The organism is Rhodococcus sp. A14 (genome assembly GCF_011603105.1).
Taxonomy (GTDB): Bacteria; Actinomycetota; Actinomycetes; order Mycobacteriales; family Mycobacteriaceae; genus Rhodococcus_F; species Rhodococcus_F opacus.
In genome coordinates this window covers 13,310-37,546 of the sequence record NZ_JAAOQS010000015.1, presented here as the reverse complement: position 1 = coordinate 37,546, position 24,237 = coordinate 13,310, and the positions used below count along the sequence as shown (strand labels likewise).

Annotated in this window: 23 protein-coding genes; 14 read left to right on the top strand and 9 right to left on the bottom strand. The window is 67.5% G+C overall.

The features are described from left to right. On the bottom strand, nucleotides 1-561 hold the full coding sequence (locus tag G9373_RS11180; protein WP_037231006.1) for a flavin reductase family protein: 561 nt from the start codon (nucleotides 559-561) through the stop codon (nucleotides 1-3). A gap of 165 nt (nucleotides 562-726) precedes the next feature. Here G9373_RS11180 and G9373_RS11175 point away from each other — a divergent pair, with 165 nt between their 5' ends. Continuing rightward, nucleotides 727-1,665, top strand: a complete 939-nt coding sequence (locus G9373_RS11175) for an AraC family transcriptional regulator (RefSeq protein ID WP_005573871.1) — start codon at nucleotides 727-729, stop codon at nucleotides 1,663-1,665. Nucleotides 1,666-1,675: 10 nt separating this feature from the next. On the opposite strand, the gene G9373_RS11170 is transcribed toward G9373_RS11175, so the two are convergent. Further along, a complete protein-coding gene (locus tag G9373_RS11170; RefSeq protein ID WP_167115131.1) occupies nucleotides 1,676-3,160 on the bottom strand; it encodes a multicopper oxidase family protein in 1,485 nt (494 codons plus the stop codon). A gap of 52 nt (nucleotides 3,161-3,212) precedes the next feature. Next, nucleotides 3,213-4,160: a hotdog domain-containing protein gene (locus tag G9373_RS11165; protein ID WP_005573872.1), complete on the bottom strand. Its 948-nt coding sequence runs from the start codon at nucleotides 4,158-4,160 to the stop codon at nucleotides 3,213-3,215. 233 nt (nucleotides 4,161-4,393) lie between these two features. Between G9373_RS11165 and G9373_RS11160 the strand changes: the two genes are divergently transcribed. After that, a complete protein-coding gene (locus G9373_RS11160) occupies nucleotides 4,394-4,930 on the top strand; it encodes an intradiol ring-cleavage dioxygenase (RefSeq protein ID WP_005573874.1) in 537 nt (178 codons plus the stop codon). A gap of 13 nt (nucleotides 4,931-4,943) precedes the next feature. Here G9373_RS11160 and G9373_RS11155 read toward each other — a convergent pair whose 3' ends face one another. Beyond that, entirely contained in the window at nucleotides 4,944-5,714 is a 771-nt protein-coding gene (locus tag G9373_RS11155; RefSeq protein WP_043793602.1) for an IclR family transcriptional regulator C-terminal domain-containing protein, read from the bottom strand. A gap of 208 nt (nucleotides 5,715-5,922) precedes the next feature. Between G9373_RS11155 and catA the strand changes: the two genes are divergently transcribed. The 3 genes from catA to catC are packed head-to-tail and all read left to right on the top strand — an operon-like array spanning nucleotide 5,923 to nucleotide 8,213. Then, nucleotides 5,923-6,765 (top strand): catechol 1,2-dioxygenase, encoded by an 843-nt coding sequence (gene catA, locus G9373_RS11150; RefSeq protein ID WP_005573877.1) that lies wholly within the window; start codon nucleotides 5,923-5,925, stop codon nucleotides 6,763-6,765. Nucleotides 6,766-6,794: 29 nt separating this feature from the next. Then, complete coding sequence (locus G9373_RS11145) at nucleotides 6,795-7,916, top strand: muconate/chloromuconate family cycloisomerase (protein WP_005573879.1); 1,122 nt, start codon at nucleotides 6,795-6,797, stop codon at nucleotides 7,914-7,916. Nucleotides 7,917-7,931: 15 nt separating this feature from the next. Then, nucleotides 7,932-8,213: a muconolactone Delta-isomerase gene (catC, locus tag G9373_RS11140; protein ID WP_005573881.1), complete on the top strand. Its 282-nt coding sequence runs from the start codon at nucleotides 7,932-7,934 to the stop codon at nucleotides 8,211-8,213. Nucleotides 8,214-8,262: 49 nt separating this feature from the next. On the opposite strand, the gene G9373_RS11135 is transcribed toward catC, so the two are convergent. Then, nucleotides 8,263-9,456 carry an ROK family protein gene (locus G9373_RS11135; protein ID WP_005264060.1) on the bottom strand — a complete coding sequence of 398 codons (1,194 nt, stop codon included), beginning with the start codon at nucleotides 9,454-9,456 and terminating at the stop codon, nucleotides 8,263-8,265. A 151-nt stretch (nucleotides 9,457-9,607) separates the two neighbouring features. Between G9373_RS11135 and zwf the strand changes: the two genes are divergently transcribed. The 5 genes from zwf to G9373_RS11110 all read left to right on the top strand — a co-directional run bounded on the left by zwf (nucleotide 9,608) and on the right by G9373_RS11110 (nucleotide 16,450). Beyond that, nucleotides 9,608-11,086 (top strand): glucose-6-phosphate dehydrogenase, encoded by a 1,479-nt coding sequence (gene zwf, locus G9373_RS11130; protein WP_005264061.1) that lies wholly within the window; start codon nucleotides 9,608-9,610, stop codon nucleotides 11,084-11,086. Further along, entirely contained in the window at nucleotides 11,083-12,936 is a 1,854-nt protein-coding gene (edd, locus tag G9373_RS11125) for a phosphogluconate dehydratase (protein ID WP_167115128.1), read from the top strand. Before zwf ends, edd begins: the two co-directional genes overlap by 4 nt. 11 nt (nucleotides 12,937-12,947) lie before the next feature. Beyond that, nucleotides 12,948-13,574: a bifunctional 4-hydroxy-2-oxoglutarate aldolase/2-dehydro-3-deoxy-phosphogluconate aldolase gene (eda, locus tag G9373_RS11120; protein WP_005573885.1), complete on the top strand. Its 627-nt coding sequence runs from the start codon at nucleotides 12,948-12,950 to the stop codon at nucleotides 13,572-13,574. 29 nt (nucleotides 13,575-13,603) lie between these two features. Beyond that, nucleotides 13,604-14,782, top strand: coding sequence for an ROK family transcriptional regulator (locus G9373_RS11115; protein ID WP_005573886.1), 1,179 nt, complete (start codon nucleotides 13,604-13,606; stop codon nucleotides 14,780-14,782). A gap of 216 nt (nucleotides 14,783-14,998) precedes the next feature. Beyond that, on the top strand, nucleotides 14,999-16,450 hold the full coding sequence (locus G9373_RS11110; RefSeq protein WP_005251404.1) for a sugar porter family MFS transporter: 1,452 nt from the start codon (nucleotides 14,999-15,001) through the stop codon (nucleotides 16,448-16,450). Nucleotides 16,451-16,487: 37 nt separating this feature from the next. On the opposite strand, the gene G9373_RS11105 is transcribed toward G9373_RS11110, so the two are convergent. Beyond that, entirely contained in the window at nucleotides 16,488-17,219 is a 732-nt protein-coding gene (locus G9373_RS11105) for an FCD domain-containing protein (RefSeq protein WP_005251406.1), read from the bottom strand. Between the two features lie 167 nt (nucleotides 17,220-17,386). Here G9373_RS11105 and G9373_RS11100 point away from each other — a divergent pair, with 167 nt between their 5' ends. The 3 genes from G9373_RS11100 (at nucleotide 17,387) to G9373_RS11090 (ending at nucleotide 20,510) form a co-directional block, all read left to right on the top strand. After that, nucleotides 17,387-18,781: a gluconate:H+ symporter gene (locus G9373_RS11100; RefSeq protein ID WP_005264067.1), complete on the top strand. Its 1,395-nt coding sequence runs from the start codon at nucleotides 17,387-17,389 to the stop codon at nucleotides 18,779-18,781. A gap of 33 nt (nucleotides 18,782-18,814) precedes the next feature. After that, nucleotides 18,815-19,366 carry a gluconokinase gene (locus G9373_RS11095; protein WP_005573887.1) on the top strand — a complete coding sequence of 184 codons (552 nt, stop codon included), beginning with the start codon at nucleotides 18,815-18,817 and terminating at the stop codon, nucleotides 19,364-19,366. A 172-nt stretch (nucleotides 19,367-19,538) separates the two neighbouring features. After that, nucleotides 19,539-20,510 (top strand): alpha/beta hydrolase, encoded by a 972-nt coding sequence (locus G9373_RS11090; RefSeq protein WP_005264069.1) that lies wholly within the window; start codon nucleotides 19,539-19,541, stop codon nucleotides 20,508-20,510. Nucleotides 20,511-20,558: 48 nt separating this feature from the next. On the opposite strand, the gene G9373_RS11085 is transcribed toward G9373_RS11090, so the two are convergent. Continuing rightward, entirely contained in the window at nucleotides 20,559-22,055 is a 1,497-nt protein-coding gene (locus G9373_RS11085; RefSeq protein WP_043793601.1) for an MFS transporter, read from the bottom strand. Nucleotides 22,056-22,119: 64 nt separating this feature from the next. Between G9373_RS11085 and G9373_RS11080 the strand changes: the two genes are divergently transcribed. Then, nucleotides 22,120-22,500, top strand: coding sequence for a MarR family transcriptional regulator (locus G9373_RS11080; RefSeq protein ID WP_065492177.1), 381 nt, complete (start codon nucleotides 22,120-22,122; stop codon nucleotides 22,498-22,500). A 4-nt stretch (nucleotides 22,501-22,504) separates the two neighbouring features. Here the strand turns inward: G9373_RS11080 and G9373_RS11075 are convergent, their stop codons facing one another. Continuing rightward, on the bottom strand, nucleotides 22,505-23,308 hold the full coding sequence (locus G9373_RS11075; RefSeq protein ID WP_025433208.1) for a transglutaminase family protein: 804 nt from the start codon (nucleotides 23,306-23,308) through the stop codon (nucleotides 22,505-22,507). 51 nt (nucleotides 23,309-23,359) lie between these two features. Continuing rightward, nucleotides 23,360-24,199, bottom strand: coding sequence for an alpha/beta hydrolase (locus G9373_RS11070; RefSeq protein ID WP_061701609.1), 840 nt, complete (start codon nucleotides 24,197-24,199; stop codon nucleotides 23,360-23,362). Nucleotides 24,200-24,237 lie beyond the last annotated feature (38 nt).

The following is a 24,237-nucleotide window of genomic DNA, read 5'->3' as shown; positions in this document are numbered from 1 at the left end:
TCAGTTGACGGGCTGAAGATGGAACGGGGTGAAGGAGGTGGTGGAGTCGAACCAGCCGTTGTTCGGATCGTCCATCGATCCGTTCCACGCGGCCGACGCGGACGGCGAGCCGAGATCGTGGAAGGTGCTCCGGTAGAACAGCAGCGGGTCCTTGCCGCTGGATTCGGCCGCGACGATCTCACCGATGAAGATGATGTGATCGCCGCCGTCGTACTCGGCCCACGGCCGGCACGACAGCGTGGCGGCGGCACCGCAGATGATGGGGGCGGTCGGCCCGTCGGCCCATACGGGTTCGGGGTTCTGCGGGCGCCCGGCGAAATGCATCGCGGTGTCCACCTGGTCGGCGGCGAGAATGTTGACGGCGAACGGTGCCTTGCTCAAATAGTTGCAGGCCTTGGACTTTCGGGTCAGGGTGATCTGGCACAGTCTCGGCTCGATCGAGACGGCGGTGAAGGCGGTGACCGTCGCTCCGTGCGGCAGGCCCTCGGAGTTGGCGCACGTGATGACCGTGACTCCGCTGGCAAACTGCCCGAAAATGTTCCGGAGTTCGCGTTGCTCCATGGTCGGAGCCTCCCTTCCTGTCCGGGACGCTGATGAGGTACCGACGAAAGTACGACCGTGGGAACGGTGCGTCGATCCGCTGAGCGCGGAGGTGATCCGCTTTGCGCGGTGACTTGGATCACGCCGGAAATTGCAATCGAAGGTGTCCGTAGTCACACTGGTGCCATGCAGCCCGCGTCCAAGCTGATTCGCCCCGAAGATTGGGACGAAGCGTCGCATGTGGTGTCGGACGTGTACTTCCCGCACCGGCTGACCCCGCTGAACAGCTCGAACGCGGGCAACACCGTCGCGGAGGCGGTCGAACTCGGGCCCGTGAAGATCACTCATATCGGCTGGGGCGCCGACGTGTCGATCCAGTCCGACCACCCCGGCGCGTATGCGATCAATGTGCCGCTGTCGGGGCATCTGGAATCGGTGACCGGCAAGAACGAGGTGTCGTCCGTGCCCGGGGCGGGAACGATCTGCCCGCCCGACACGACGACGCTCATCACCGACTGGAGCAAGGACTGCTCCATCATCGGCGTGCGCGTCGACCGCGACCACCTGCACCGCGAGATGGCGCGGATCCTGGCGCGGCCGGGACTGCGTCTGCCCCCACAACTGGACCTGACCAGTGAGAACGGTGCCAGCTGGCTGGCGCTGGTGCGGTCGCTGCTCGACCAGATGCTGCGGTCGGACGGCATCTACACGAACCCCCTCGTCGCCGAGCAACTGTCGGGGGCGGTCACCACGGCGCTGGTCCTGGCAGCGATCCCGGACGACGAGACGGCCGGTGCCGGTACCCGGCCGCGCATCGTCAAGCGTGTCATCGACGAGATCCACGCCGACCCCGCGCGGGCGTGGACTGCGGCCGAGATGGCCGGGATCGCGGGCGTCGGGATCCGTCGCCTGCAGGAGGGATTCCAGGAGTACGTCGGGGTGAGCCCCCGCGACTACCTGCTGGACGTCCGGCTCGAACGTGTCCACGACGACCTGCTGCGCGCGGACGGTTCGTCGACAGTCGCCGAGGTCGCGATGCGCTGGGGTTTCACCCACACGGGCCGGTTCGCAGCGGCGTACCGCCGGAGGTACGGCGTGGCGCCCTCGGAAGCGCTCCGGGGCTGACGGTCCGGCGTCAGCTCACATAGGAGAAGATCGTCGCCATACCGGCGGCAAGGTGATAGTCGTTGTGGCAGTGCGTGATCCATTGACCAGGGTTGGTCGTGTCGATGTCGGCGGCGACGGTCTGCCCGGGGAGCACGATCACGGTGTCCTTCCGCGGTCCCGAACCGTCCGACCGGGCGACGGCGAACGTGTGCCCGTGCAGGTGCATGGGGTGGAACATCATCGTGGGGTTCGTATAGACCAGCCGCACTCGCTGGTCCCGGTGGACGGTCAGCGGGGTGTGGTCGGGGTAGGCCTTGCCGTTCACCGTCCACACGTACTGCATCATGTGGCCGCCGAGCGACGCCTCCAGGGTGACACCCGGGTCGACGACGGGTAACCGGACGGCGTCGGTGGCCCGCAAGCCGACCACGGTGAGTGGGGGAGGGCCCACCTCACGGGGCGCCACGGCGGGGTCGGGGGCCGCGCCGCCGCCGGTGCGCACCACCGCGAATGCCTGCGCGCCCTTCCCCTCGGCGACCGCGACCAGCGGGAACACCCCGTCCTGAAGGGTGACGACGGCGTCGTACCGCTCGCCCATGCCGATCAGCACCGAGTCGGTGTCGACCGGTTCGACGGGGAAACCGTCCGTGTCCGTGACGGTCAGCCGGTGGCCACCCAGCGCGACCCGGAACGCGGTGTCGTCGCCCGCGTTGATCAGCCGGATGCGGGCTCGCCGCCCCGGCCGTGCGGTGAAGACGGTCGGATCGCCGGGTGGTTTCCCGTTCAGCAGGTACACCGGGTACCGGACGTCGCCGGAGTCACCGCCGAGCACGCGCGACGTCATCTCGGGCATGGACCTCATGCGCCCGCCGCGGAGTTCGTCGAAGACCTGCGAGGGCGTGCGGTCGGTCAACCAGTCGGAGAGCACGACGACGAACTCGGCGTCGTAGTTCGCGGGAGCCCCGGGATCGTCGATGATCAGAGCCCCGTACAGCCCTCGGCCGCGCTGGAGATCGCAGTGCGTGTGGTACCAGTACGTGCCCGGGTCGGGCGGGATGAAGTCGTAGACGAACTCTGTGTCCGCCGGTATCGGAGCCTGCGTGACATCCGGGACCCCGTCCATGTCGTTGCGGATGGCCAGCCCGTGCCAGTGCACGGTGGTGGAATCCGGCAGCTGGTTGCGAAACCGCACCTGGACCCTGTCCCCGACGTTCGCCCGCAGGATCGGGCCTGGCAGCTGCGCGTTGTACAGCCACGCGGCAGTGCGTTTGCCTGCGAGGTCGACCTCGGACTGCGTCGCGGAGAGCTCGTAGGCGACCGGCCTGCCGCCGGGAAATCGCCGGGACTCGGCCTCGGCGAACGCGCGCACCTCCGGGGAGTCGGGTCCGATCGGGGCCTCGGTGTCGTCGGTACGGGCGCAGGCCCCGGTGAGCCCGAGGAGTGCAGCTCCGGCACCCCACTGCAGCACACGCCGCCGGGACAACTGCACGTCGAGTGGACGGTTCCCAGGCACCCCCCGCTCCTTCCCGCGGGTAGACCGTTTCCCGTGACGCTACTCGGGCGGATTACGCCAGGGCGCCGATTCGAGCCCGGTCGCGGAGGGCGATGAGTTCGCGGGCGTGCGCCTCCAGCTTGCGGTCCTCGTCGGACTGCGGCACCCACTGCTGCACTGCCGTTGCGGCGCCGTCCTCGTCGACGGCGGCGACGACGGTGAGGCAGTGGGTGGTGAGGTTCATTTCCCGGGTGCGCGGGTCGCCGGATCGCACGTGCACCGAGATGTGCATGGTCTGCGCGCCGGTGTGCAGCAGGCGGGCGTCGACCTCGACGACGTGACCGATCTGGATCGGGCGGTAGAAGCGCACCCCGCCGGCGTACACGGACACGCACGGCGTGCCGTTCCACGACGTGCCGCACAGGTAGGCGGCCTCGTCGATCCAGCGCATCACGGTTCCACCGTGCGTCTTGCCGCCCCAGTTGACGTCGGTGGGCGCGGCGAGGAAGCGGGTGAGCGATTCCGGTGCGGTGCCCGCGTCGGTGTAGTTCTGCTTGCTCATCGCCTCTTCGATGTCGGCCCGCAGGCCGATGCGCATGACCGCCTCCTCTGACTCGGCGCGGTCGGTGGCGGTGACGGGCTGCCACGGCGGCACGCTCGTCGGCTTACCGGAGTCGTCGACGGCGACGAAGATGATCAGGCAGTTGCTGGCCTCGGTGAACTGTCCGGTGCGCGGGTCGGCCGACGAAACGGTGCACTGGATGTGCATGCTCGAGCGCCCGGTGTGGACGAGCCGGGCTTCGACTTCGACGAGGTGACCCGACTCGATGGACCGGGTGAACTTGATGTTTCCCACGTAGGCGGTGACGCAGTAGCTCCCGCTCCAGCCGACCGCGCAGGCGTAGGCGGCCTTGTCGATCCATTCGAGGATCCGGCCGCCCTGGACGGCTCCTCCGAGCGTCGCCACTTCGGTGGGTGCGGCCAGGAAGCGGAGGGTGATGCTGCGGGGAGGCGTGGTCATCGATGTGATCCTTGGGGATTCGACGTGGCCGGCACGAGGGCGCGAACCGGGGACGGCGAAACGTCGTTGTCCGCCGGTGGCGGGGAAATTATCCCACAGATGCACCGGACCGACCCGTCCGTGATGTGAACGGACCGGAGGTTGACGAACGCATGTGACCACGCGCACACTCGACAACGACCGCACAGCGTTCTCAACGTACGCACAGCGTACGAGAGTGATGGGATCAGGTGATGACCTCGACGTCGACGACGACCGCACCTCACGTGGACCAGGCTTGCCTCGACCACGTCGACCGCGAGTTCTACCTCCCCGCGCAGCGAGTGCTGCCGTGGAAGGCGAACCTTGCGGCACTCCCCGGCGAACCGGGGCCTCCGCTCCGCATCGCGGGGGTCGTGCGCTCACGCGACGGCGCCCCTTTGTCGGGGGCGGAACTCGAGATCTGGCACGCGGACGCCGACGGCTGCTACTCCGGGTACTCCGTCGAGATTCTGCGCAACAACCTGCGCGGCATCGTCGTCACATGCGCCGGTGGCCGCTTCGACATCTCGACCGTGCAGCCGGCGCCGTGCGAATTCTCGAGCGCCCGAGGCGAAGCCGATGTCGGGCACGTCAACGTCGTCGTGCATGCGCGTGGCTTCCGACCGCTCGAGACGCGCCTGGTGCCGACACCGGGCGCATCGCGAGAAGTGGACGCGTCCGCCGTCGAGTCGCTCGTCGGCCTGGTCGGCGGAGAGGTCTCCTGCGACTTCGTGCTCGACCCGATCTGACCGAGTGATGCCGTCAGCCGGCGAAGCCCATGTCCGTGCTCAGGGCGGCCGCGGCGGCGAGGACGCACGGAACGGCCTGTTCCCGGAACTGTGCCGGAGTATTCCGCGCGGACGACGTGGAGCAGGCGATCACGCCGACCACTGTGCCGCCGGCGTCGCGGACGGGGGCGGCCAGCGAGATCAGCCCCTTCTCCAGCTCCTCGGACGTCAGGGCGAACCCCTGCTCGCGGACCTTGGTGAGTTCCTTGTCGAGTTCGGCTGCAGTGCTGATGGTTTCGGGCCCGAGTTTCTCGAACGTGGACTCGGCGACCACCTGCTCGACCACGTCGGCGGGGGCCCAGGCCAGGAGCGCGCGACCCATGGACGTGGCGTACGCGGGGACGCGGGTGCCGACAGAGACGTTGATGCTCATGATCCGCCGGACGGGAACGCGCGCCGCGTAGACCACGTCGGCGCCGTCGAGCACGCCGAGCGACGCGGACTCCTGGGTCTTCTCGGCCACCTCCAGCAGTCGGGGCATCGCGGCCTCGATCAGTGCGTGCGACTCCGAGTAGTGCTGTCCGATGCTCAGCACGCGGGGGGTGAGCGACCATCGGCCACCCGAGCCGGCGACGTACCCCAGCTTCTGCAGGGTGAGCAGGATCCGGCGGACTGCGGGGCGCGACAGTCCCGCTTCTGTGGCGAGTTCGGCGAGCGTCGGGTTCGGACGCTGCGCGTCGAACGCGAGGAGCACTGCGAACCCGCGCTCGATGCTCTGGATGTAATCGCGATCGCTCTCGGTCATTGCGGCCTCCATCAGCGATTCGGGTGCGTATTCGGACTTGGGGTTGACATTTCAATGTGACTGCGCGCACAGTAGTGGTGTACGCACAGCGTGATGCTAGTACGCAGAGCGTACAGAAGGCAAGACCCTCGGCGCGTGAACACCCACCGCGTCGCCCAAAACTCGATATCAGCCCAATCCGCTCCCCTCCCAGCCCAAGGAGAAACAGATGACCACCACCGAGAGCCCCACCGCCGCCGGATCCGGCTCCGCCGCCACCGACAAGTTCAAGGCCGAGCGCGCCACAGCCGACACCTCGCCGGAGCGGCTCGCGGCCATCGCCAAGGACGCACTCGGCGCACTCAACGACGTGATCCTGAAGCACGGCGTCACCTACCCCGAGTACCGCGTGTTCAAGCAGTGGCTCATCGACGTGGGCGAGGGCGGCGAATGGCCGCTGTTCCTCGACGTGTTCATCGAGCACTCGGTCGAAGAAGTCCTCGCTCGCAGCCGCAAGGGCACCAAGGGCAGCATCGAGGGCCCGTACTACATCGAGAACTCGCCCGAGCTGCCGTCGAAGTGCACCCTGCCGATGCGGGAAGAGGACGAGAAGATCACCCCGCTCGTCTTCTCCGGCCAGGTCACCGATCTCGACGGCAACGGCCTCGCCGGCGCGAAGGTCGAACTGTGGCACGCCGACAACGACGGCTACTACTCGCAGTTCGCCCCGCACCTGCCCGAGTGGAACCTGCGCGGCACCATCATCGCCGACGAGGAGGGCCGCTACGAGATCACCACGATCCAGCCGGCGCCCTACCAGATCCCGACCGACGGCCCGACCGGTCAGTTCATCGAGGCGCAGAACGGTCACCCGTGGCGTCCCGCGCACCTGCACCTCATCGTGTCGGCGCCGGGCAAGGAGTCGGTGACCACGCAGCTGTACTTCAAGGGTGGCGAGTGGATCGACAGCGACGTCGCGTCGGCTACCAAGCCGGAACTCATCCTCGACCCGAAGACCGGTGACGACGGCAAGAACCACGTCACCTACAACTTCGTGCTCGACCCCGCGTGACCCGTTCCACCCGTAGAGAAAGTGATCCGATGACCGACCTGTCGATCGTTTCCGTCGAAACGACGATCCTCGATGTGCCGTTGGTGCGTCCCCACAAGTTCGCCACCACGTCGATGACGGCGCAGCCGCTGCTGCTCGTCGCCGTCACGACCGCGGGCGGCGTGACCGGTTACGGCGAGGGCGTCGTCCCCGGCGGCCCGTGGTGGGGCGGCGAATCGGTGGAGACGATGCAGGCGATCGTCGAGCGGTACATAGTCCCGGTCCTGCTGGGGCGTGGTGTCGACGAGATCACCGGCATCATGCCGGACATCGAACGAGTCGTCGCCAATGCACGTTTCGCGAAAGCCGCCGTCGACGTCGCGTTGCACGACGCCTGGGCTCGCAGCCTGGGTGTGCCCGTGCACACGCTGCTCGGCGGCGCCTTCCGAAAGAGTGTCGACGTCACGTGGGCCCTCGGCGCCGCACCCGCCGAGGAGATCATCGAGGAGGCCCTCGATCTCGTCGAGTCGAAGCGGCACTTCAGTTTCAAGTTGAAGATGGGTGCGCTCGATCCCGCCGTCGACACTGCCCGGGTGGTTCGGATCGCGCAGGCCCTGCAGGGCAAGGCCGGCGTCCGCATCGACGTCAACGCCCGCTGGGACAGGCTCACCGCGCTGAAGTACGTGCCCCGCCTCGTCGACGGCGGCGTCGAACTGATCGAGCAGCCCACACCCGGTGAGCAACTCGAGGTCCTCGCCGAGCTCAACCGACTCGTCCCCGTCCCGGTGATGGCGGACGAGAGCGTGCAGACTCCGCACGACGCCCTCGAGGTCGCACGCCGCGGCGCCGCGGACGTCATCGCCCTCAAGACCACCAAATGTGGCGGCCTGCAGAAGAGCCGCGAGGTGGTCGCAATCGCCAAGGCAGCCGGAATCGCCTGCCACGGAGCCACGTCCATCGAAGGCCCGATCGGGACGGCGGCGTCCGTCCACTTCGCGTGCGCGGAACCCGGCATCGACTTCGGTACCGAACTGTTCGGACCGCTGCTGTTCAGCGAGGAGTTGCTGCAGGAACCGATCCGCTACGCCGACGGCCAGGTGTTCCTGCCCGAGGGGCCCGGACTCGGAGTCGAGCTCAACATGGACGCAGTCAAGACCTGGACCAGGAACTAAGGAGCACACCACCCGATGGCACTCTTTCACGTCCGCATGGACGTCGCCATTCCCCGTGACCTCGACCCGAAGGTGCGGGACGAGACCATCGCCAAGGAGAAGGCGTACTCACAGGAGCTCCAACGCTCCGGCAAGTGGCCCGAGATCTGGCGCATCGTGGGGCAGTACAGCAACATCAGCATCTTCGACGTCGAGTCGGCCGACGAACTGCACGAGATCCTGTGGAACCTTCCACTGTTCCCGTACATGAACATCGAGATCATGCCGCTCACCAAGCACGGTTCCGACGTCAAATAGGCCCTCCGGGCCCGTGCGCGGTCAGCGAGTCTCTGGACTCGTCAACCGCTCACGGGCGCGGAGCGCCTGCGAGCAGCTGGTCCACCGCGCGCACGCTGAGGACGTGGTCGAGTGCCATGGTGGCGCTGCCGACGACGCCCGACAGTTCCCCGTGCGTCCAGGGGAGAATCTGAAGCTGTTGGGTGGCAACGGCGATGGCGTTGCCGTAGAGGGTTTCGCGTAGCCCCGCGACGAACGTGTCGTAGGCCTGCGCCATGTCGCCACCGACGATCACGACCTCCGGGTTGAGGAGGTTGATCGCGCCCGACAGGACCTCGCCGATCTGCCGCCCGCTCTCACGGATCATCCGCCGCGCCTCGGCGTCCCCGGCGAGGGCGAGCGTGATCACGTCGCGGATGTGGGTGACTTCGCGTCCCTGCTCCTGCAGATTGCGGACCAGCGCCCACCCGCCGGCCACGGCCTCGATACAACCCACATCACCGCAGCGGCACACCACACCTTGTGCCGCTGCGGTTTTCGTGTGCCCGATTTCGCCCGCCGCGCCGAGGGCGCCCCGCTGGAGCACGCCACCGGACACGAGTCCGGCACCCAGTCCGGTCGACGCCTTGATGAGCAGCATGTCGGCGAAGTCGCGGCGTTCTCCGCGCCGCTCCGCCAGCACCATGACGTTGGCGTCGTTGTCGACGAAGACGGGCGCGTCGGTGACGTCGGCGAGGAACGGCTGGAGAGGGACGCCGTCCCAGCCCGACATCATGGGGGAGTTCAGGCTGCACCCGCGTTCGGTGTCGACGGTCCCGGGGAGGCTGATCCCGATCCCGACCGTCCGTCCCGCGGTCTCGCCCAGACTCTCGCGCAGCGCGATGAGGCGTTGCGCGATGACGGGCATCAGCTCGGCCGGGCTGGTGCCGATCTCCTGCTCCACGTCCTCGGCGACGATGACGTCGCCGGCGAGGTCGCAGATGGCCAGCTGGGTGCGGCTCCGGCCGATGGCCGCCGACAGCACGACACCGGCCTGAACGTGAAACGAGAGCTTCACCGGCGGCCGACCACCGGTCGAGACGCCCTCCTCGCGTTCGACGACGAGCCCCGACGCCTGCAGCGAAGACACCCGGGCCGCGACAGCGGTGCGGGAGAGGCCGGTGAGGGTGCCGATCTCGGTGCGCGTCGTTGCTTGCCCTGCGCGAATGAGGGCGAAGACGTCGCCACCCGTCGCCGGGGAGGTCGTCGAGCGAGGCGTCCGCATGCAGGCCATTCAACCAACCGGACACGCGTCTGACAACGTAAGGCCGTGACCTTTGTTCGCAGAAATACTTAAGTCTGTATTGATCGAAAGCCAAAGGTCGCCTACTGTCGTCTGTGACGGCCCACACATCCGGCTTTCAGAGGGAGATGACATGTCACCAGCGACCACCGTGGAACCGTGCGATTTCGTCGTGTTCGGCGGAACCGGCGACCTGGCGGTTCGTAAGCTGCTTCCCGCGCTCTACCTGCGCGATCGGGACGGCCAGCTGCCCGCCGAAACCCGCGTGATCGGTGCCTCGCGAGCCGGTCTCGACACCGACGGCTACCGCGACAAGGTGCGGGGAGAACTCGCGCGGTTCGTCTCCAGCGATCAACTGGATTCGGACACCTGTGAGCGATTTCTCAATCGCCTCGAATACGTCTCCGTCGACGCCGCGGATCCGGCGAACTGGGCGGGCCTGACGGAGTGCCTCGCGGCGCGGGAAGGGGCGATCCGGGTCTTCTACCTGGCCTGCGCTCCCGGTCTGTTCGGGCCGATCTGTGAGAACCTCGCCCTGAACGGTCTCGCCGACGCGCAGTCCCGCGTCGTGCTGGAGAAGCCGATCGGACACGACCTCGCCTCGGCCCGCGCCGTCAACGACGCGGTCGGCGCCGTGTTCGAGGAATCGCAGATCTTCCGCATCGACCACTACCTCGGCAAGGAAAGCGTCCAGAACCTTCTGGTCACGCGATTCGCCAACACGTTCCTCGAGCCGCTGTGGAACTCCTCGTCCATCGACCACGTGCAGATCAACGTCGCCGAGTCGCTCGGAGTCGGCAGTCGCGGCGGTTACTACGAGTCGGCGGGTGCCCTGCGCGACATGCTGCAGAACCACCTCCTGCAGATGCTCTGCCTCGTTGCGATGGAACCGCCCACCTACGTCGACCGCGAGACCGTGCGAGACGAGAAGCTCAAGGTCCTCCAGGCCCTCAAGCCGATGAGCCCACAGGACGTCGAACGCTGCACGGTCGCAGGCCAGTACGGCCCCGGACTGGCCGACGGGATCGCCGTCCCCGGCTACCAGGAGGACGTCGAGAACCCGGAGAGCGCCACCGAGACGTTCATCGCCGTCAAGGCCGAGATCCAGAACTGGCGTTGGGCCGGCGTGCCGTTCTACCTGCGCACCGGCAAGCGCATGGACCGACGCTGCTCGGAGATCGTGGTGCAGTTCAAGCCCGTCCCGCACCCCATGTTCCCCGGCAGCGAGGGCCACAGCGAACCCAACCGACTAGTCATCCAGTTGCAGCCCCACGAAGGCATGCGGCTGCACATGACGGCGAAGGAACCCGGACCCGGCGGTATCCGGCTCAAGCCGGTGTCGTTGGACCTCAACTACATCGAAACGTTCAAGCGCCCGTCGCCCGACGCCTACGAGCGGCTGCTGATGGACGTGGTCCGGGGCAACCCGACCCTGTTCATGCGCCGCGACGAGGTCGAGGCCGCCTGGGAGTGGGTCGAGCAGATCCTCGTCGGCTGGAAGAAGTCCGACCGCGCCCCGCGCCGCTACCCGGCCGGCACCAACGGACCCACCGACGCGACCACCCTGATCGAGCGCGACGGCCGCGCCTGGCACGAAGGAGTCACCGCATGACCGACGCACCCACACCGACGGCCGACGTGCACCCCGTCCTCGCGGCTGTCACCGAACGCATCATCGAGCGCAGCAAACCCGAGCGCACGATCTACCTCGACCGCATCCGGGCGGCGGGGGACCGCGGCCCGGCGCGCGGCAAGCTGGCCTGCGCGAACCTCGCGCACGGCTTCGCCGCGTCCGGCCCGGCCGACAAGAAGGCGCTGCGCAGCTTCGTCAAGCCCAACATCGCGATCGTCTCGTCGTACAACGACATGCTGTCGGCGCACCAGCCGTTCGAGCACTTCCCGCGGCAGCTGAAGGCCGCGGTCATGGAGGCCGGTGGCATCGCCCAGTTCGCCGGTGGTGTCCCCGCGATGTGCGACGGCATCACCCAGGGCCGCGACGGCATGCAGCTGTCGCTGTTCAGCCGCGACGTCATCGCGATGGCGACGGCGATCGGACTGTCCCACGACATGTTCGACGGCGCCCTCATGCTCGGTGTGTGCGACAAGATCGTGCCGGGGATGCTCATCGGCGCCCTGGGGTTCGGTCACCTACCGACGATCTTCGTCCCGGCCGGGCCGATGACGTCCGGTCTGCCCAACAACGAGAAGTCGCGCGTGCGGCAGTTGTACGCGGAGGGCAAGGCCGAACGCGAGGAACTGCTCGACGCGGAGGCGGCGAGCTACCACGGCGCGGGCACGTGCACGTTCTTCGGCACTGCCAACTCCAACCAGCTCCTCATGGAGGTCATGGGCCTGCACCTGCCCGGATCGAGCTTCGTGAACCCCGGCACCCCGCTGCGTGAGGCCCTCACGTCGGAGGCGGGTAGGCGCGTCACCGGTCTCACCGCACTCGGCGACGACTACACGCCGGTCGGTGAGGTCGTGGACGAGAAAGCCGTGGTCAACGGTTGCGTGGCGTTGCTCGCCACCGGCGGTTCGACCAACCACACGATGCACCTCGTGGCGATCGCCCGCGCCGCCGGAATCACCCTCACGTGGGACGACCTGTCGGAACTATCCGCGGTGGTGCCGCTGCTCGCCCGGATCTACCCCAACGGCTCGGCCGACGTGAACCACTTCCACGCGGCCGGCGGACTCGGCTACGTCGTGTCGTCGATGCTGGACGCGGGACTGCTGCACGAGGACGTGAAGACCGTCGTCGGCCCCGGGCTGCGCCGGTACACCGAGGAACCGAAGCTGTCGGGTGAGGGCGTCGAATGGCAGCCGGGCACGCGAATCAGCCTCGACACCAGCGTGTTGCGCGGACCGGAAGATCCGTTCGACGTCAACGGCGGGCTCAAGATGCTCACCGGAAACCTGGGTTCGTGCGTGATGAAGACGTCGGCCGTCCACCCGGACCACCGCGTGGTGACCGCTCCGGCCAGGGTCTTCGACGATCAGCTCGACTTCCTCGCCGCGTTCGAGGCGGGCACGTTGACCGGCGATTTCGTGGCCGTACTCCGGTACCAGGGCCCGCGCGCCAACGGGATGCCCGAATTGCACAAGCTCACACCGGTACTCGGCGTTCTGCAGGACCAGGGCCGGAAGGTCGCGCTGGTCACCGACGGCCGGATGTCCGGCGCCTCCGGGAAGGTTCCCGCGGCCATCCACCTCACCCCCGAGGCGGCCGCGGACGGACCGCTCGCGCGTGTGCGTGACGGCGACGTCCTGACCGTCGACGCCGTGACCGGCTCCGTGAACGTGCACCTCGACGACGAGGAACTGGCCGCCCGCCCGGCGACCGGTCGTGCGCTCGGTGCCGACGAATGGGTCGGCACGGGGCGCGAACTCTTCGCCGGCCTGCGTGCCGCTGTCGGACCGGCCACCCAGGGCGCCAGCGTTTTCCACCCCCAACCCGTCTAAGGAGTATCTCAGTGACGAACAGCCCCTCCCTCCTCGACCGCGTCCCGGTCATCCCCGTCGTCGTCGTGGACGACCTCGGCGACGCAGTGCCGGTGGCCCGCGCCCTGGTGGCCGGCGGCATCCCGATGATCGAACTGACCCTGCGCACGCCGTGTGCTCTCGACGCCATCAAGGCGATCGCGAACGAGGTGCCGGAGATCCGCGTCGGCGCGGGCACGATCGTGGAACCGGTGCAGGCCGCGCAGGCGGCCGAAGCGGGAGCACAGTTCCTGGTCTCGCCGGGTAGCACCGAAACTCTGCTGAAGGCGATGACGGACACCGGACTGCCACACCTCCCGGGCGCGGCGACGGTCTCCGAGGTGCTCTTCCTGCTCGAGCGCGGCTATCGCGAACTCAAGTTCTTCCCCGCCGAGGCGTCGGGTGGCGCGAAGTTCCTCGGCTCGATCCACTCACCCGTTCCGGCGGCACGGTTCTGCCCCACCGGCGGTATCTCGACGTCGAACGTCGGGGACTACCTGTCGCTGCCCAACGTCGGCTGCGTCGGTGGATCCTGGCTCACACCCGCCGACGCCGTGAAGCAGAAGGACTGGGACCGGATCAGCGGCCTCGCGCGTGAGGCGGCGGCACTCGCCCGGTAGCGCGAGAAGCGGCGCGGTACGGTGATGTCGTGCGCGACAGTGACAACGGTGACTCCCCGAGGCCGGGTTCTCAGTCCTCGCTGAAGTCCGCCAACCAGCACCGTGTGGTCCGCGCGCTCCAGACGTCGGGTGAGCTCACCCAGGCGGAGATCGCGCGCCGCACCGGGCTGGCGCCCGCCACCGTGTCCAACATGGTCAAGGAATTGACCGCGGCCGGGATGGTTGCCGTGCCGGGCGGCGACCACCCGGGCCAGCGGGGCCGTGCGGTGAAGCTGACCCGCAAGATGGGGCTCGCCGTCGGGATCGACTTCGGGCATCGCCATCTCACCGTGGCCGTCGCCGACATGGCACACGAGGTGCTCGCCGAGGAGCGCGTCGAACTCGGTGCGGGGCACCGCGCCGCGGACGGCGTGGTGCAGGCGGGCGCCCTTCTCGACGCGGCGCTCGATCGCCTCGGCTGCGACCGTACGTCCGTCCTCGCGGTCGGGATGGGTCTGCCCGCTCCGCTCGAGACCGACACCGGCGAGGTCGGTGGCCCGTCGATCCTCCCGGGGTGGGTCGGTGTCGATGCGGCCGCCATCGCGTCGGAGTATCTCGGCACCGCGGTGCAGGTCGACAACGACGCGAACCTCGGCGTGCTCGCCGAGCACATGTGGGGAGCGGGCCGCGGAACCACCGATCTCGCCTACATCAAACTGTCCGACGGAGTCGGTGCCGGCCTCGTCCTCGACGGCCGGCTGTACCGCGGAAGAGGCGGCACCGCAGGCGAAATCGGCCACCTGACACTCGACGAGTTCGGTCAGGTATGCCGCTGCGGCAACCGCGGCTGCCTCGAGACCCTCGTCGCCTCGCACGTCGTGATCGGGTTGCTCGCCCCGAGTCGCGGTCCCGATCTCACCATCGCCGACATCGTCGCGATGGCCGAGGGCGGTGACGCCGCCTGCATCCGGGTGCTCGCCGACACAGGGCGGCACGTCGGCGTCGCGGTAGCGAGCCTGTGCAACCTCGTCAATCCCGAACGACTCGTCATCGGCGGCGAACTCGCGCTGGCCGGCGAACTTCTGCTCGGGCCGATGCGCGAGGTGGTGGGCCGCTACGCGGTGCCCAGTGCGGTCCGTTCCCTGGACATCCGCGTGGCCGAACTCGGCCCGCGGGCGCAGGTGCTCGGCGCCGTCGCGCTGGGTCTGCGATCTGCGCTTCCGGCCTGACTGTTCGCCGCTGAATTCGCTCCTCTCGCGGACAAGGCTCTGCCGCCTTGAGTGTTCATCAGTGAACATAAATCGGTCATATCCGTCTATCTGTGTTCATGTCTTGACGATTCCTGTGTTCGTTGCCTACTGTGTTCCACACCACAACGAATGCGCTCTCGCGCAGGCCTCGGCTCGATCCGAGTCTTGATCACCCCCTTGCTCACGAGGAGTCCCATGACTGAAAACGTCCTGTTGCCCGGCGCGGAATCGCCCGGCGACACAGCAGAGGGCACTTCGGTTCCCGTCCGTATCGCGGTCGTCGCCGCACTCGGCGGGTTGCTGTTCGGCTACGACAGTGCGGTGATCAACGGCGCGGTGTCGGCGATCGAGGGCAAGTTCCAGGTCGATTCCGCTCTCCTCGGATTCGCGATCGCCTCGGCGCTGCTGGGGGCCGCGGCGGGAGCGATGCTGGCCGGCCGGATCGCCGACCGGTACGGACGCCTCGTCACCATGCGGGCCGCTGCCGTGATGTTCCTGCTGAGCGCCATCGGCACCGGATTCGCGGCCAACGTCGAGATGTTGGTGACGTTCCGGATCGTCGGCGGCATCGGCGTGGGTCTGGCCTCGGTCATCGCACCCGCCTACATCGCCGAGATCTCGCCCGCCCGGGTGCGGGGACGTCTCGGGTCGCTGCAGCAACTCGCGATCGTCACGGGCATCTTCGTCTCGCTCCTGGTCGACTACGCCCTCGCTGCCCTCGCCGGCGGGTCGCAGGAAGAACTCTGGTTCGGGCTCGAGGCCTGGCGCTGGATGTTCCTCGCGATGTGCGTGCCCGCACTGGCCTACGGACTGCTGTCGCTGACGATTCCCGAATCCCCCCGCTATCTGATCGCCCAGGGCCGCCTCGGCGAGGCCCGCGGCATCCTCGCGGTCCTGCTCGGCGAGAAGGGCCTGGACCTCAAGATCGAGAGCATCCGCTCGACGCTGGCCCGTGAGACGCAACCGTCGATCCGTGATCTGAAGGGCTCCGCGTTCGGCCTGATGCCGATCGTGTGGATCGGCATCGGACTCTCCGTCTTCCAGCAGTTCGTCGGTATCAACGTGATCTTCTACTACTCCAGCGTCCTGTGGCAGGCCGTCGGTTTCGACGAGGGCAGCTCGCTGCAGATCACGGTCATCACGTCGGTGGTCAACATCGCCACCACCCTCATCGCCATCGCGTACATCGACCGTGTGGGCCGGCGACCGCTGCTGATCATCGGCTCCGCCGGTATGGCCGTGACGCTCGCGACCATGGCGTTCATCTTCGGAACCGCGTCCACCACCGTCGTGGACGGCGTCACGACGCCGCACCTGACCGGACTGCAGGGCCCGATCGCCCTCGTCGCCGCCAACCTCTTCGTGGTGGCCTTCGGAATGTCCTGGGGTCCCGTGGTGTGGGTCCTGCTCGGCGAGGCGTTCCCCAACCGCATCCGCGCCGCCGCCCTCTCCCTCGCGGCGGGCGCCCAGTGGGCCGCGAACTGGCTCATCACCGTGACATTCCCGTCGATGAAGGACTTCTCGCTGGGAATCTCCTACGGCTTCTACGCCGTGTGCGCCGTGCTGTCACTCGTCTTCGTTTTGCGCTGGGTCAAGGAGACGAAGGGCGTGGAACTCGAAGCCATGCAATCGGATTCGGTCGCATAAGACTCACCGAGCTGTGAGAAAGGCACCCGCGAGTACCTCACTCGTGGGTGTCTTCTTCGTCCTTCATCTGCTCGACTGCCGTCGCGGATTCGCTCACGATCGCGCGCATGGCCGCCTCCGCCGCGTCGGCGTCGCCCATCTGAATGGACGACGCCACCACGCCGTGCAGGCGGATTGCTTCGGTCTCGGCGACGTGCGGCATCAGTGAGTGCCGGGTGCGGCCCTCGAGCACCTCCACGACGATCTGCGACATCGCGCGCAACAGGGGATTCCCCGACGCGGTCAGCAGTGTGCGGTGAAAATCGGAGTCGTGGGCCAAATAGGCGTCCGTGTCCGCGGCGCGGGACGTCGACGACATTCCGATGACGGCCGCCGTCAGCGCCCCGCACTGTTCCGGTGTCGCCCGGGTTGCCGCGAGACGCGCGGCGAGCGGTTCGATACCCGACCGCAGTTCGCTCAGGCTCGACAGCTGTTCGAACCGCTGCGGGCCGGCCAACTTCCACCGAATCACGCTCGGATCCAGTGAATTCCAGTGCTCCTCGCCCAGGACGGTGATCCCGACGCGACGTCGGACGGCCAGCAGGCCGAGCGATTCGAGAACGCGGACCACCTCGCGGACGACGGTGCGGGAGACGGAGTACTGGGTGACCACGTCGTCGGCGGAGATCCGGGTGCCGGGTGCGACGACTCCGGCCACGATGTCGCTACCGAGCCGATCGAGCACCGTTTCGTGCAATTGCCGGTACTCGCCGCCGTCTGCGTTGGTCATCCGCCGATGTTCCCACGGCTGCCCCCATTGAACACACGTTGGCGCGCGATTCAGACTCTAAGTAGTACTTAATTGGGTTCGGCCTTGAAATCATATGGTTTATGAGGCAGAGTGACCTGAGTCACGAACAAGGGTCATTCCATCACCGATCTCCCTGGAGCAACAGAATGAGTACCGCGTCACTACTCGCAGCGGCCGACAGTGCCGGCCACGACGCGCGGCTGATCACGGCCGCCGTCGTCGGCGTCGCCGTCATCATCGCGCTGATCACCTGGCTCAAACTCCATCCGTTCCTCGCGCTGTCGATCGGCGCCGTCGGCGTCGGCATCGCCGCAGGTCTGGGTGGGCAAGATTCGGTGAAGTCGTTCGTCGAGGGCTTCGGGGCCACGATGGGCAGCGTCGGAATCCTGATCGGATTCGGTGCCATGTTCGGCAAGTTGCTCGCCGATTCCGGTGGCGCCGACCGCGTCGTCGACACCCTCGTCGGACGGGCGGGCCCGCGGACGCTGCCGTGGATGATGGCGCTGGTCGGCGCCGTGATCGGCCTGCCGATGTTCTTCGAGATCGGCCTCGTGCTGTTGATGCCCGTCATCATTCTGGTCGCGCGTCGTTCGGGGTTGTCGTTGATGCGGATCGCGATTCCCACGCTGGCAGGTCTGTCGGCCATGCACGGTCTCGTTCCGCCGCACCCCGGGCCGCTGGTCGCGGTGGCGGCCCTGAACGCCAACCTCGGACTCACCCTCGCGCTCGGCGTCCTCGTCGCGATTCCCACCGTCGTCATCGCCGGGCCGCTGTTCAGCAAGCTGGCGGCACGCTGGGTGGACGTCCCCGTCCCCGAGCTCTACGTGACCGTCGAGGACCGGGAAGGCGCGGAAGCCGCCGCCGAGCGTCGCCGGCCCAGCTTCGCGGCAACCCTGTCCGCGATCCTGCTGCCTGTCGTCCTGATGCTGGGCAAGGCGATCGCCGACGTCATCGCCGCCGACTCGGAGTCGCCCGCGAAGGCGCTGCTCGACTTCCTCGGAACGCCGGTGGTGGCCCTCGGTCTCGCGGTGCTCGCCGGGATGGCGCTCCTCGGCCGGGGTGGCGGCATGGACCGCAAGGCCATCGCCGGCTCGCTGGAGAGTTCACTGCCCCCGATCGCCGGAATCCTCCTCATCGTCGGCGCCGGCGGCGGATTCAAGCAGGTCCTGATCGACACCGGCATCGCCGACGTGATCGCCGACGCGATCAAGGACAGCGCCCTTCCCGTGCTGTTCCTCGCCTGGCTCGTGGCCGTGCTCATCCGCGTCGCCACCGGATCGGCCACCGTCGCGACCGTCACCGCGTCCGGAATCCTCGCACCCGTCGCCGCCGAGCTGACCTCCACGCACGTCTCGCTGATGGTGCTGGCGATCGGGTCCGGCTCGCTGTTCCTGTCGCACGTCAACGACGCGGGATTCTGGCTGGTGAAGGAATACCTCGGCGTCACGGTGGTACAGAACCTGAAGACGTGGACGGTGATGGAATGCATCATCTCCGTCACCGGTCTGGCCGGTGTCCTCGCACTGAGCGTATTCATCTAGAGGGGCTGAGAAATGTCGAGTGAGGTTGGTGAGATGCACGTGAGTACGCGCGAATCTGCAGGACGCACGCCGCAGACCGCGGATCCGGTCCTGGTGCTGATGGGGGTGTCGGGGTCCGGGAAGTCGACGGTCGCGGGGATCATCGCCGGCGCCATGGGCTGGGACCTGCAGGAGGGAGACGCCCTGCACCCACCCGCGAATGTCGCGAAGATGGCGTCGGGGCAGCCGTTGACCGACGAGGACCGCTGGCCGTGGCTCGATGTCGTCGCGGGGTGGATTCGGGAACACACCGAGAACGGTCTTCCCGGGGTCATCACCTGCTCGGCGCTGAAGCGCAGCTACCGCGATGTGTTGCGGGGCGACAACGTCGTCTTCGTGCATCTCGCCGGGTCGCGGGCGCAGATCGGGGAACGGCTGACCGCCCGGCTCGACCACTTCATGCCCCCGTCGTTGCTGGACACGCAGATCTCGACGCTCGAACCGATCGAGCCGGACGAGGACGCGATCGTGGTGGACGTGGGCGGATCGCCCACCCAGGTGGCGACCGAGATCATCGCTCGGCTGGAGGAGCGACTGGCTCGGTGAACCTCCGGCAATCGGACGAAAATCAGTCGAAGTCGCTCGGCAACGGGCGACTTCGACTTACCGTGGCGGGAGGTCTCGGGGAGCAGACGTGACAGTTTCGGGTGCGTTTCTCTCCGGATCGCCCTAGGGTGTCCACTTGGCTGGACAAGCGTCCGATACAACGGAGGGCAGTATGCGAACGCGTGAATCGATCGTGTGGCACTGGAATGTCAGTCGGCGGGCGCGCATGACGTTCTGGTTTGCCAGGGCTTTCGTCAAACCGCTGTTCACGATATGGCCGACGACGGACCGCGGCATCGAACTGCTGGCGACCCTCGACGAGCTGATCGACCGGCTTCCCAAGCCGAAGGGCCTCGACATCGAGGCGATCTCGCTCGGCGGGGTGCCGTGCGAGAAGATCACCCATCCGCGACCCACGATCACGTCGATGGACGGCGCCACCATCCTCTACTTCCACGGCGGCGGATTCGTGTTCTGCGGGCTCGCCACCCACCGGGCACTGTGCGGGCTGCTCGCCGCACGTTCGGGTGCGCCCGTCGTCTCGGTCGAGTACCGGCAGCTTCCCAAGGGTGCGATCGGGGCGTCGCTGGTGGACGCCATGACCGCATATACCGAGGTGCTGAACGTCTGCGACGACCCCAGCAGGGTGATCGTCGCGGGGGACTCGGCGGGCGGGTATCTCGCGATGAAGGTCGCGGAAGTTGCCGCGTTGCGGGGCCTCACCCGCCCGGCAGCCGTCATCGGGTACTCCCCGCTGCTCAACCTCGACCTCGAGGATCACGACCCGGATTTCATGAAACGCGACGCGTACCTGCCGATGTCGCAGGTGGCCAAGCTCAAGGATCGCTGGCTGGCCGGGCCCGATCAGATTCCGGGCGCCCAGTCTCCGGTGAACGCGGATCCGGCACTGTTCCCGCCCGTCTTCCTCACCGCCGCCGAATACGAGATCATGCGGCCCGACGTCGAGATCATCACGGACAGGTTCGATCGCGAGGGACGGCAGATCGAGACCCACATCTGGAGTGGGCAGATCCACGCGTTCCCCGTGATCGGCAAGGTGCTGCGGGAGAGTCGCATGATCATCGGACTCACCGTCGACTTCGCGTCCCGCGCGCTCACGGAGTCGAAGCGGCACTCGGCCTGAACGACCAGAACGGGTGGGCCTGTGCCCACCCGTTCCGCCGTTCGGATCCTATGCGGGGTTGAGCACCCTGCGAAGCAGCGGTGACACCGTGATCAGCAATCCCAGCAACGCGACTCCCGTGACCAGCACGAGGCCGGAGTGGAACTGGTGGAACCCGGCGCCGCTGATACCGGTGGCCGTGTGCGAGCCGGCGGTGACGAGCGCGGTGGTGAGTGCCAGCACGAGTGCTGCACCGACCTGTGCGGATGTCTGCACGAGGCCCGACGCCAACCCCTGCTCGGAGTCGTCGACGCCCGACGTGGCCTGGGCCATGATCGACGTGAAGCCCAGCGCGAAACCGACGCCCAGCAGTAGCACGCTCGGCAGGATCGCGACCGCGTAGTGGGGCTGGTCGCTCCCCGCGAAGAGGAACCACAGGTAGCCGAGGCTCAACGAGGTCAGTGCCGCGATGATCATGCGTGCCGTGCCGAACGCGTCGATCAGACGTCCGACGAACGGCGATCCGAAGGCCACGATGATGCCGGCGGGCAGGAGGCCCAGCGCCATCTCCAGCGGCGACCATCCGAGCACCGACTGCAGGAAGATGGTCATTATGAACTGGAAGCTCAGGTAGGAGCCGAACAGCGCGACGATGCTGAGGTTCGCCCGCACGATCGAGCCGACCCGGAGGATGCTCAGACGTACCAGCGGGTGCGCCACCCGGTTCTCCACGACGAAGAACGACGCCAGCAGGGCTGCGGCCAGTGCGAACGAGCCCAGCGTGAGCGGATCGGCCCAGCCGCGGGCCGGTGCCGACACCACGGTGTAGACGGCGAGCAGCATCCCCGACACCAGCGTGGCGGCTCCCACGATGTCGTGTCCGCCGTTGTCGGCGGCGCGGTCGCGGGGGATCAGGACGGCGCCCGCGACCAGGGCGAGAACCGCGAACGGCACCGGCATCAGGAAGGTCCAGCGCCACCCGGCGCTGGTCAGTAGTCCGCCCAGGATCAGGCCGGACGAGTAGCCGCTGGCTCCGAAGACGGAGAAGATCGACAGGGCCCGGTTGCGGGCGGGCCCCTCCTTGAACGTGGTGGTGAGGATGGACATCGCGGTCGGCGCGGTGAACGCTGCGGCGAGTCCCTTCACGAAGCGGCTCGCGATGAGCAGCGTGCCGTTGTCGACGAGTCCGCCGACCAGGGACGCGATCGCGAACACGGTGAGTGCGATCAAGAAGACGCGGCGGCGTCCGAGGAGGTCGGCAGTGCGTCCGCCCAGCAGCAGCAGACCACCGAATCCGAGTACGTATCCGTTGATGATCCATTGGAGCGAGGTGGTGGACAGCCCCAACTCGGTTCCGATGGAGGGCAACGCAACACCCACCATCGAGACGTCGAGACCGTCGAGGAACATGACGAGGCACAGCACGGCCAGGACGCCCCAGAGGCGGGGCGTCCAGGCCTGGTCGGTCGACGGGGTCGTAGTGGCGCCCGACGAGGTGGCGAGGTCCGGGGTGGCGTCGCTGATAGTCACAGGAAGAATGTAGATGCACGTGCAATCAATGCGCAAGCACTAATTTCTTTTGCATTTAATTCGCTTGCACCTTTTGCGTATGCGCGCTAGGGTGCGGGGCATGAGCTCTGAAGCGGACCTGCGCGGCACGTGGCGGTTGCTCGCGAGCAGATACAACGAGATCGCCTGCGAGTTGGATCGTGAGATGCAACACGCTCACGGCCTGAGCATGAGTGATTTCGAGACGCTCGACCGACTGATGGACGCCACCTGCGAGCGACCTCGGATGCAGGACCTGGCGGCCGAGATGTACCTCAGCCCCAGCGCCCTGTCCCGGAGCGTGGCCCGGCTGGAGAAGGCGGGCCTGGTCGCGCGGGCGCTGTGCGAGGCGGACCGGCGAGGCGTGTTCGTCGACGTCACCGACGCCGGCCGCGAGGTGCACGCCGACGCCAAGAAGATTCAGGTGGGCGTGCTCACCGAAAGGCTTTCGGACGCAACCTGACCCGTCAGGTCAGTGAGGTGGGCGTCGCATAGTCGTCGGACGGGAATTCGCCGTCGACGACGGCTGTCACCACGGTGTTCTCGAGCGTGATCGCCCCTCCGTGATTGTCCAGGAATGCCGTGTCCGCGGCGTCGCGACCCGTCGCGATCCGCAGGAGTGCCGAACGCGGAGCCAATCGGGTCGCGTCGACCACACGCCATTCGTGATCGACGAACGCCTCGACGACAGCATGGAAGTCCATCGGATCGCACCCCGGCGCGTACACGGCCACCAGCCGCGCCGGAATGGTGACGGCCCGCAGAAGCGCCACCGTGAGGTGGGCGAAGTCACGGCACACGCCCGCCCCGGACAGCATCGTGTCGACGGCGCTGTCGGTGGATCTGCTCGAACCCGCCTGGTACAGCAGCCGCGACCCCACCCACGTGGTGATGTCCTGCAGTAGTTCCGGGTGCGGCTTGGACAGATTGAATTCGCCGCCGGTGAAACCGAAGAACTTGTCCGCCTCCGCATATCGGCTCGGGCGCAGATACTTCGACAGGTCGTAGTCGGTGACTGGAGGCGAATCGGCTTTACCCGCAACCGAAGCCGAATACTCGACGTGCAGCGATCCGGGTTCGCTGTCCAGGAGGTGGACGCGAGTGCCGTGCTCCGCCACCATCTCTCGTGCCTCCACACGATGACCGTCGAGGGTGAACGTCAGCGATTCCGACAACTCCGAACCGGGGGTCCGGGCCACCGCGATCTTGAATTCGAGACTGGTGGCGTCGGTGACCTCGATGTCGAGAGTGGCGCTGACGTGACGTTTCATCAGCCCATCCTGGCATCCATCGTCCGGGGGTGCAGAACACCCCCGCCGAAGTCAGGCCTGCACGCGCGGCCGCAACCACGCGACGAGGTCGTCGAGTACCTCCTCGTTCTCCGGTTCGTTGAATACCTCGTGGAACAGGTTTTCGTAGATCTCCACCGTGAGATCCTCCGAACCGACGTACTCCGCGATCAGTTCCGTGCCGTGCACACTCGCGAGTCCGTCGTCCTGGCCGTGCTGGAGCAGCAAGGGAACCGTCAACGACGGCAGACGCTCCGGCAACCGTTCGGCGGCGAGGATCATTCCGCGCGCAATCCCGGCAGGCACCTTTCCGTGGTGGACGAGAGGATCCTCCTCGTAGGCCGATACGACCGCAGGATCGCGGGAGACCAGCTTCGCGTCGAGCGACTCGACGGGCACTCCGGGGAGGAAGCGACCCACCAGCTTGCCGATCTCGACCACGATGCGCGGCGTGCCGCTCGTCACGTCGACCGCAGGCCCGGACAGCATGAGTGCCTTCAGGTCCTGCTGGTGGTCGAGTGCATAGGTCAGCGCGATGGAACCGCCCATGCTGTGCCCGAGGAGGAAGCGGTCGGTGCCGGGCCAGTCCGTCGACGCGATGCCGAACAACTGGTGCAGGTCGTCGGTGAACTCGCTCCAGTCCTTCAGGTGGACCCGTTTGCCGCCCGACCGCCCGTGCCCGCGGTGGTCGGGCGCGTAGATAGCGAGGTCGAGCTCCCCGAGCCGTTCGATCACATGGTCGTAGCGCCGGGCATGCTCCCCGAAGCCGTGGCACAGAACCAGCACGCCGCGCGGGCGCCGCTCGGGGAGCCACACGTCGTAGACGATGGGAATTCCGCCGACGCCGGCGAAGGACGATTCTCGATGCTGCATGATGCCCCTTCGTGGTCCGAATTCGACGACTCAGATCA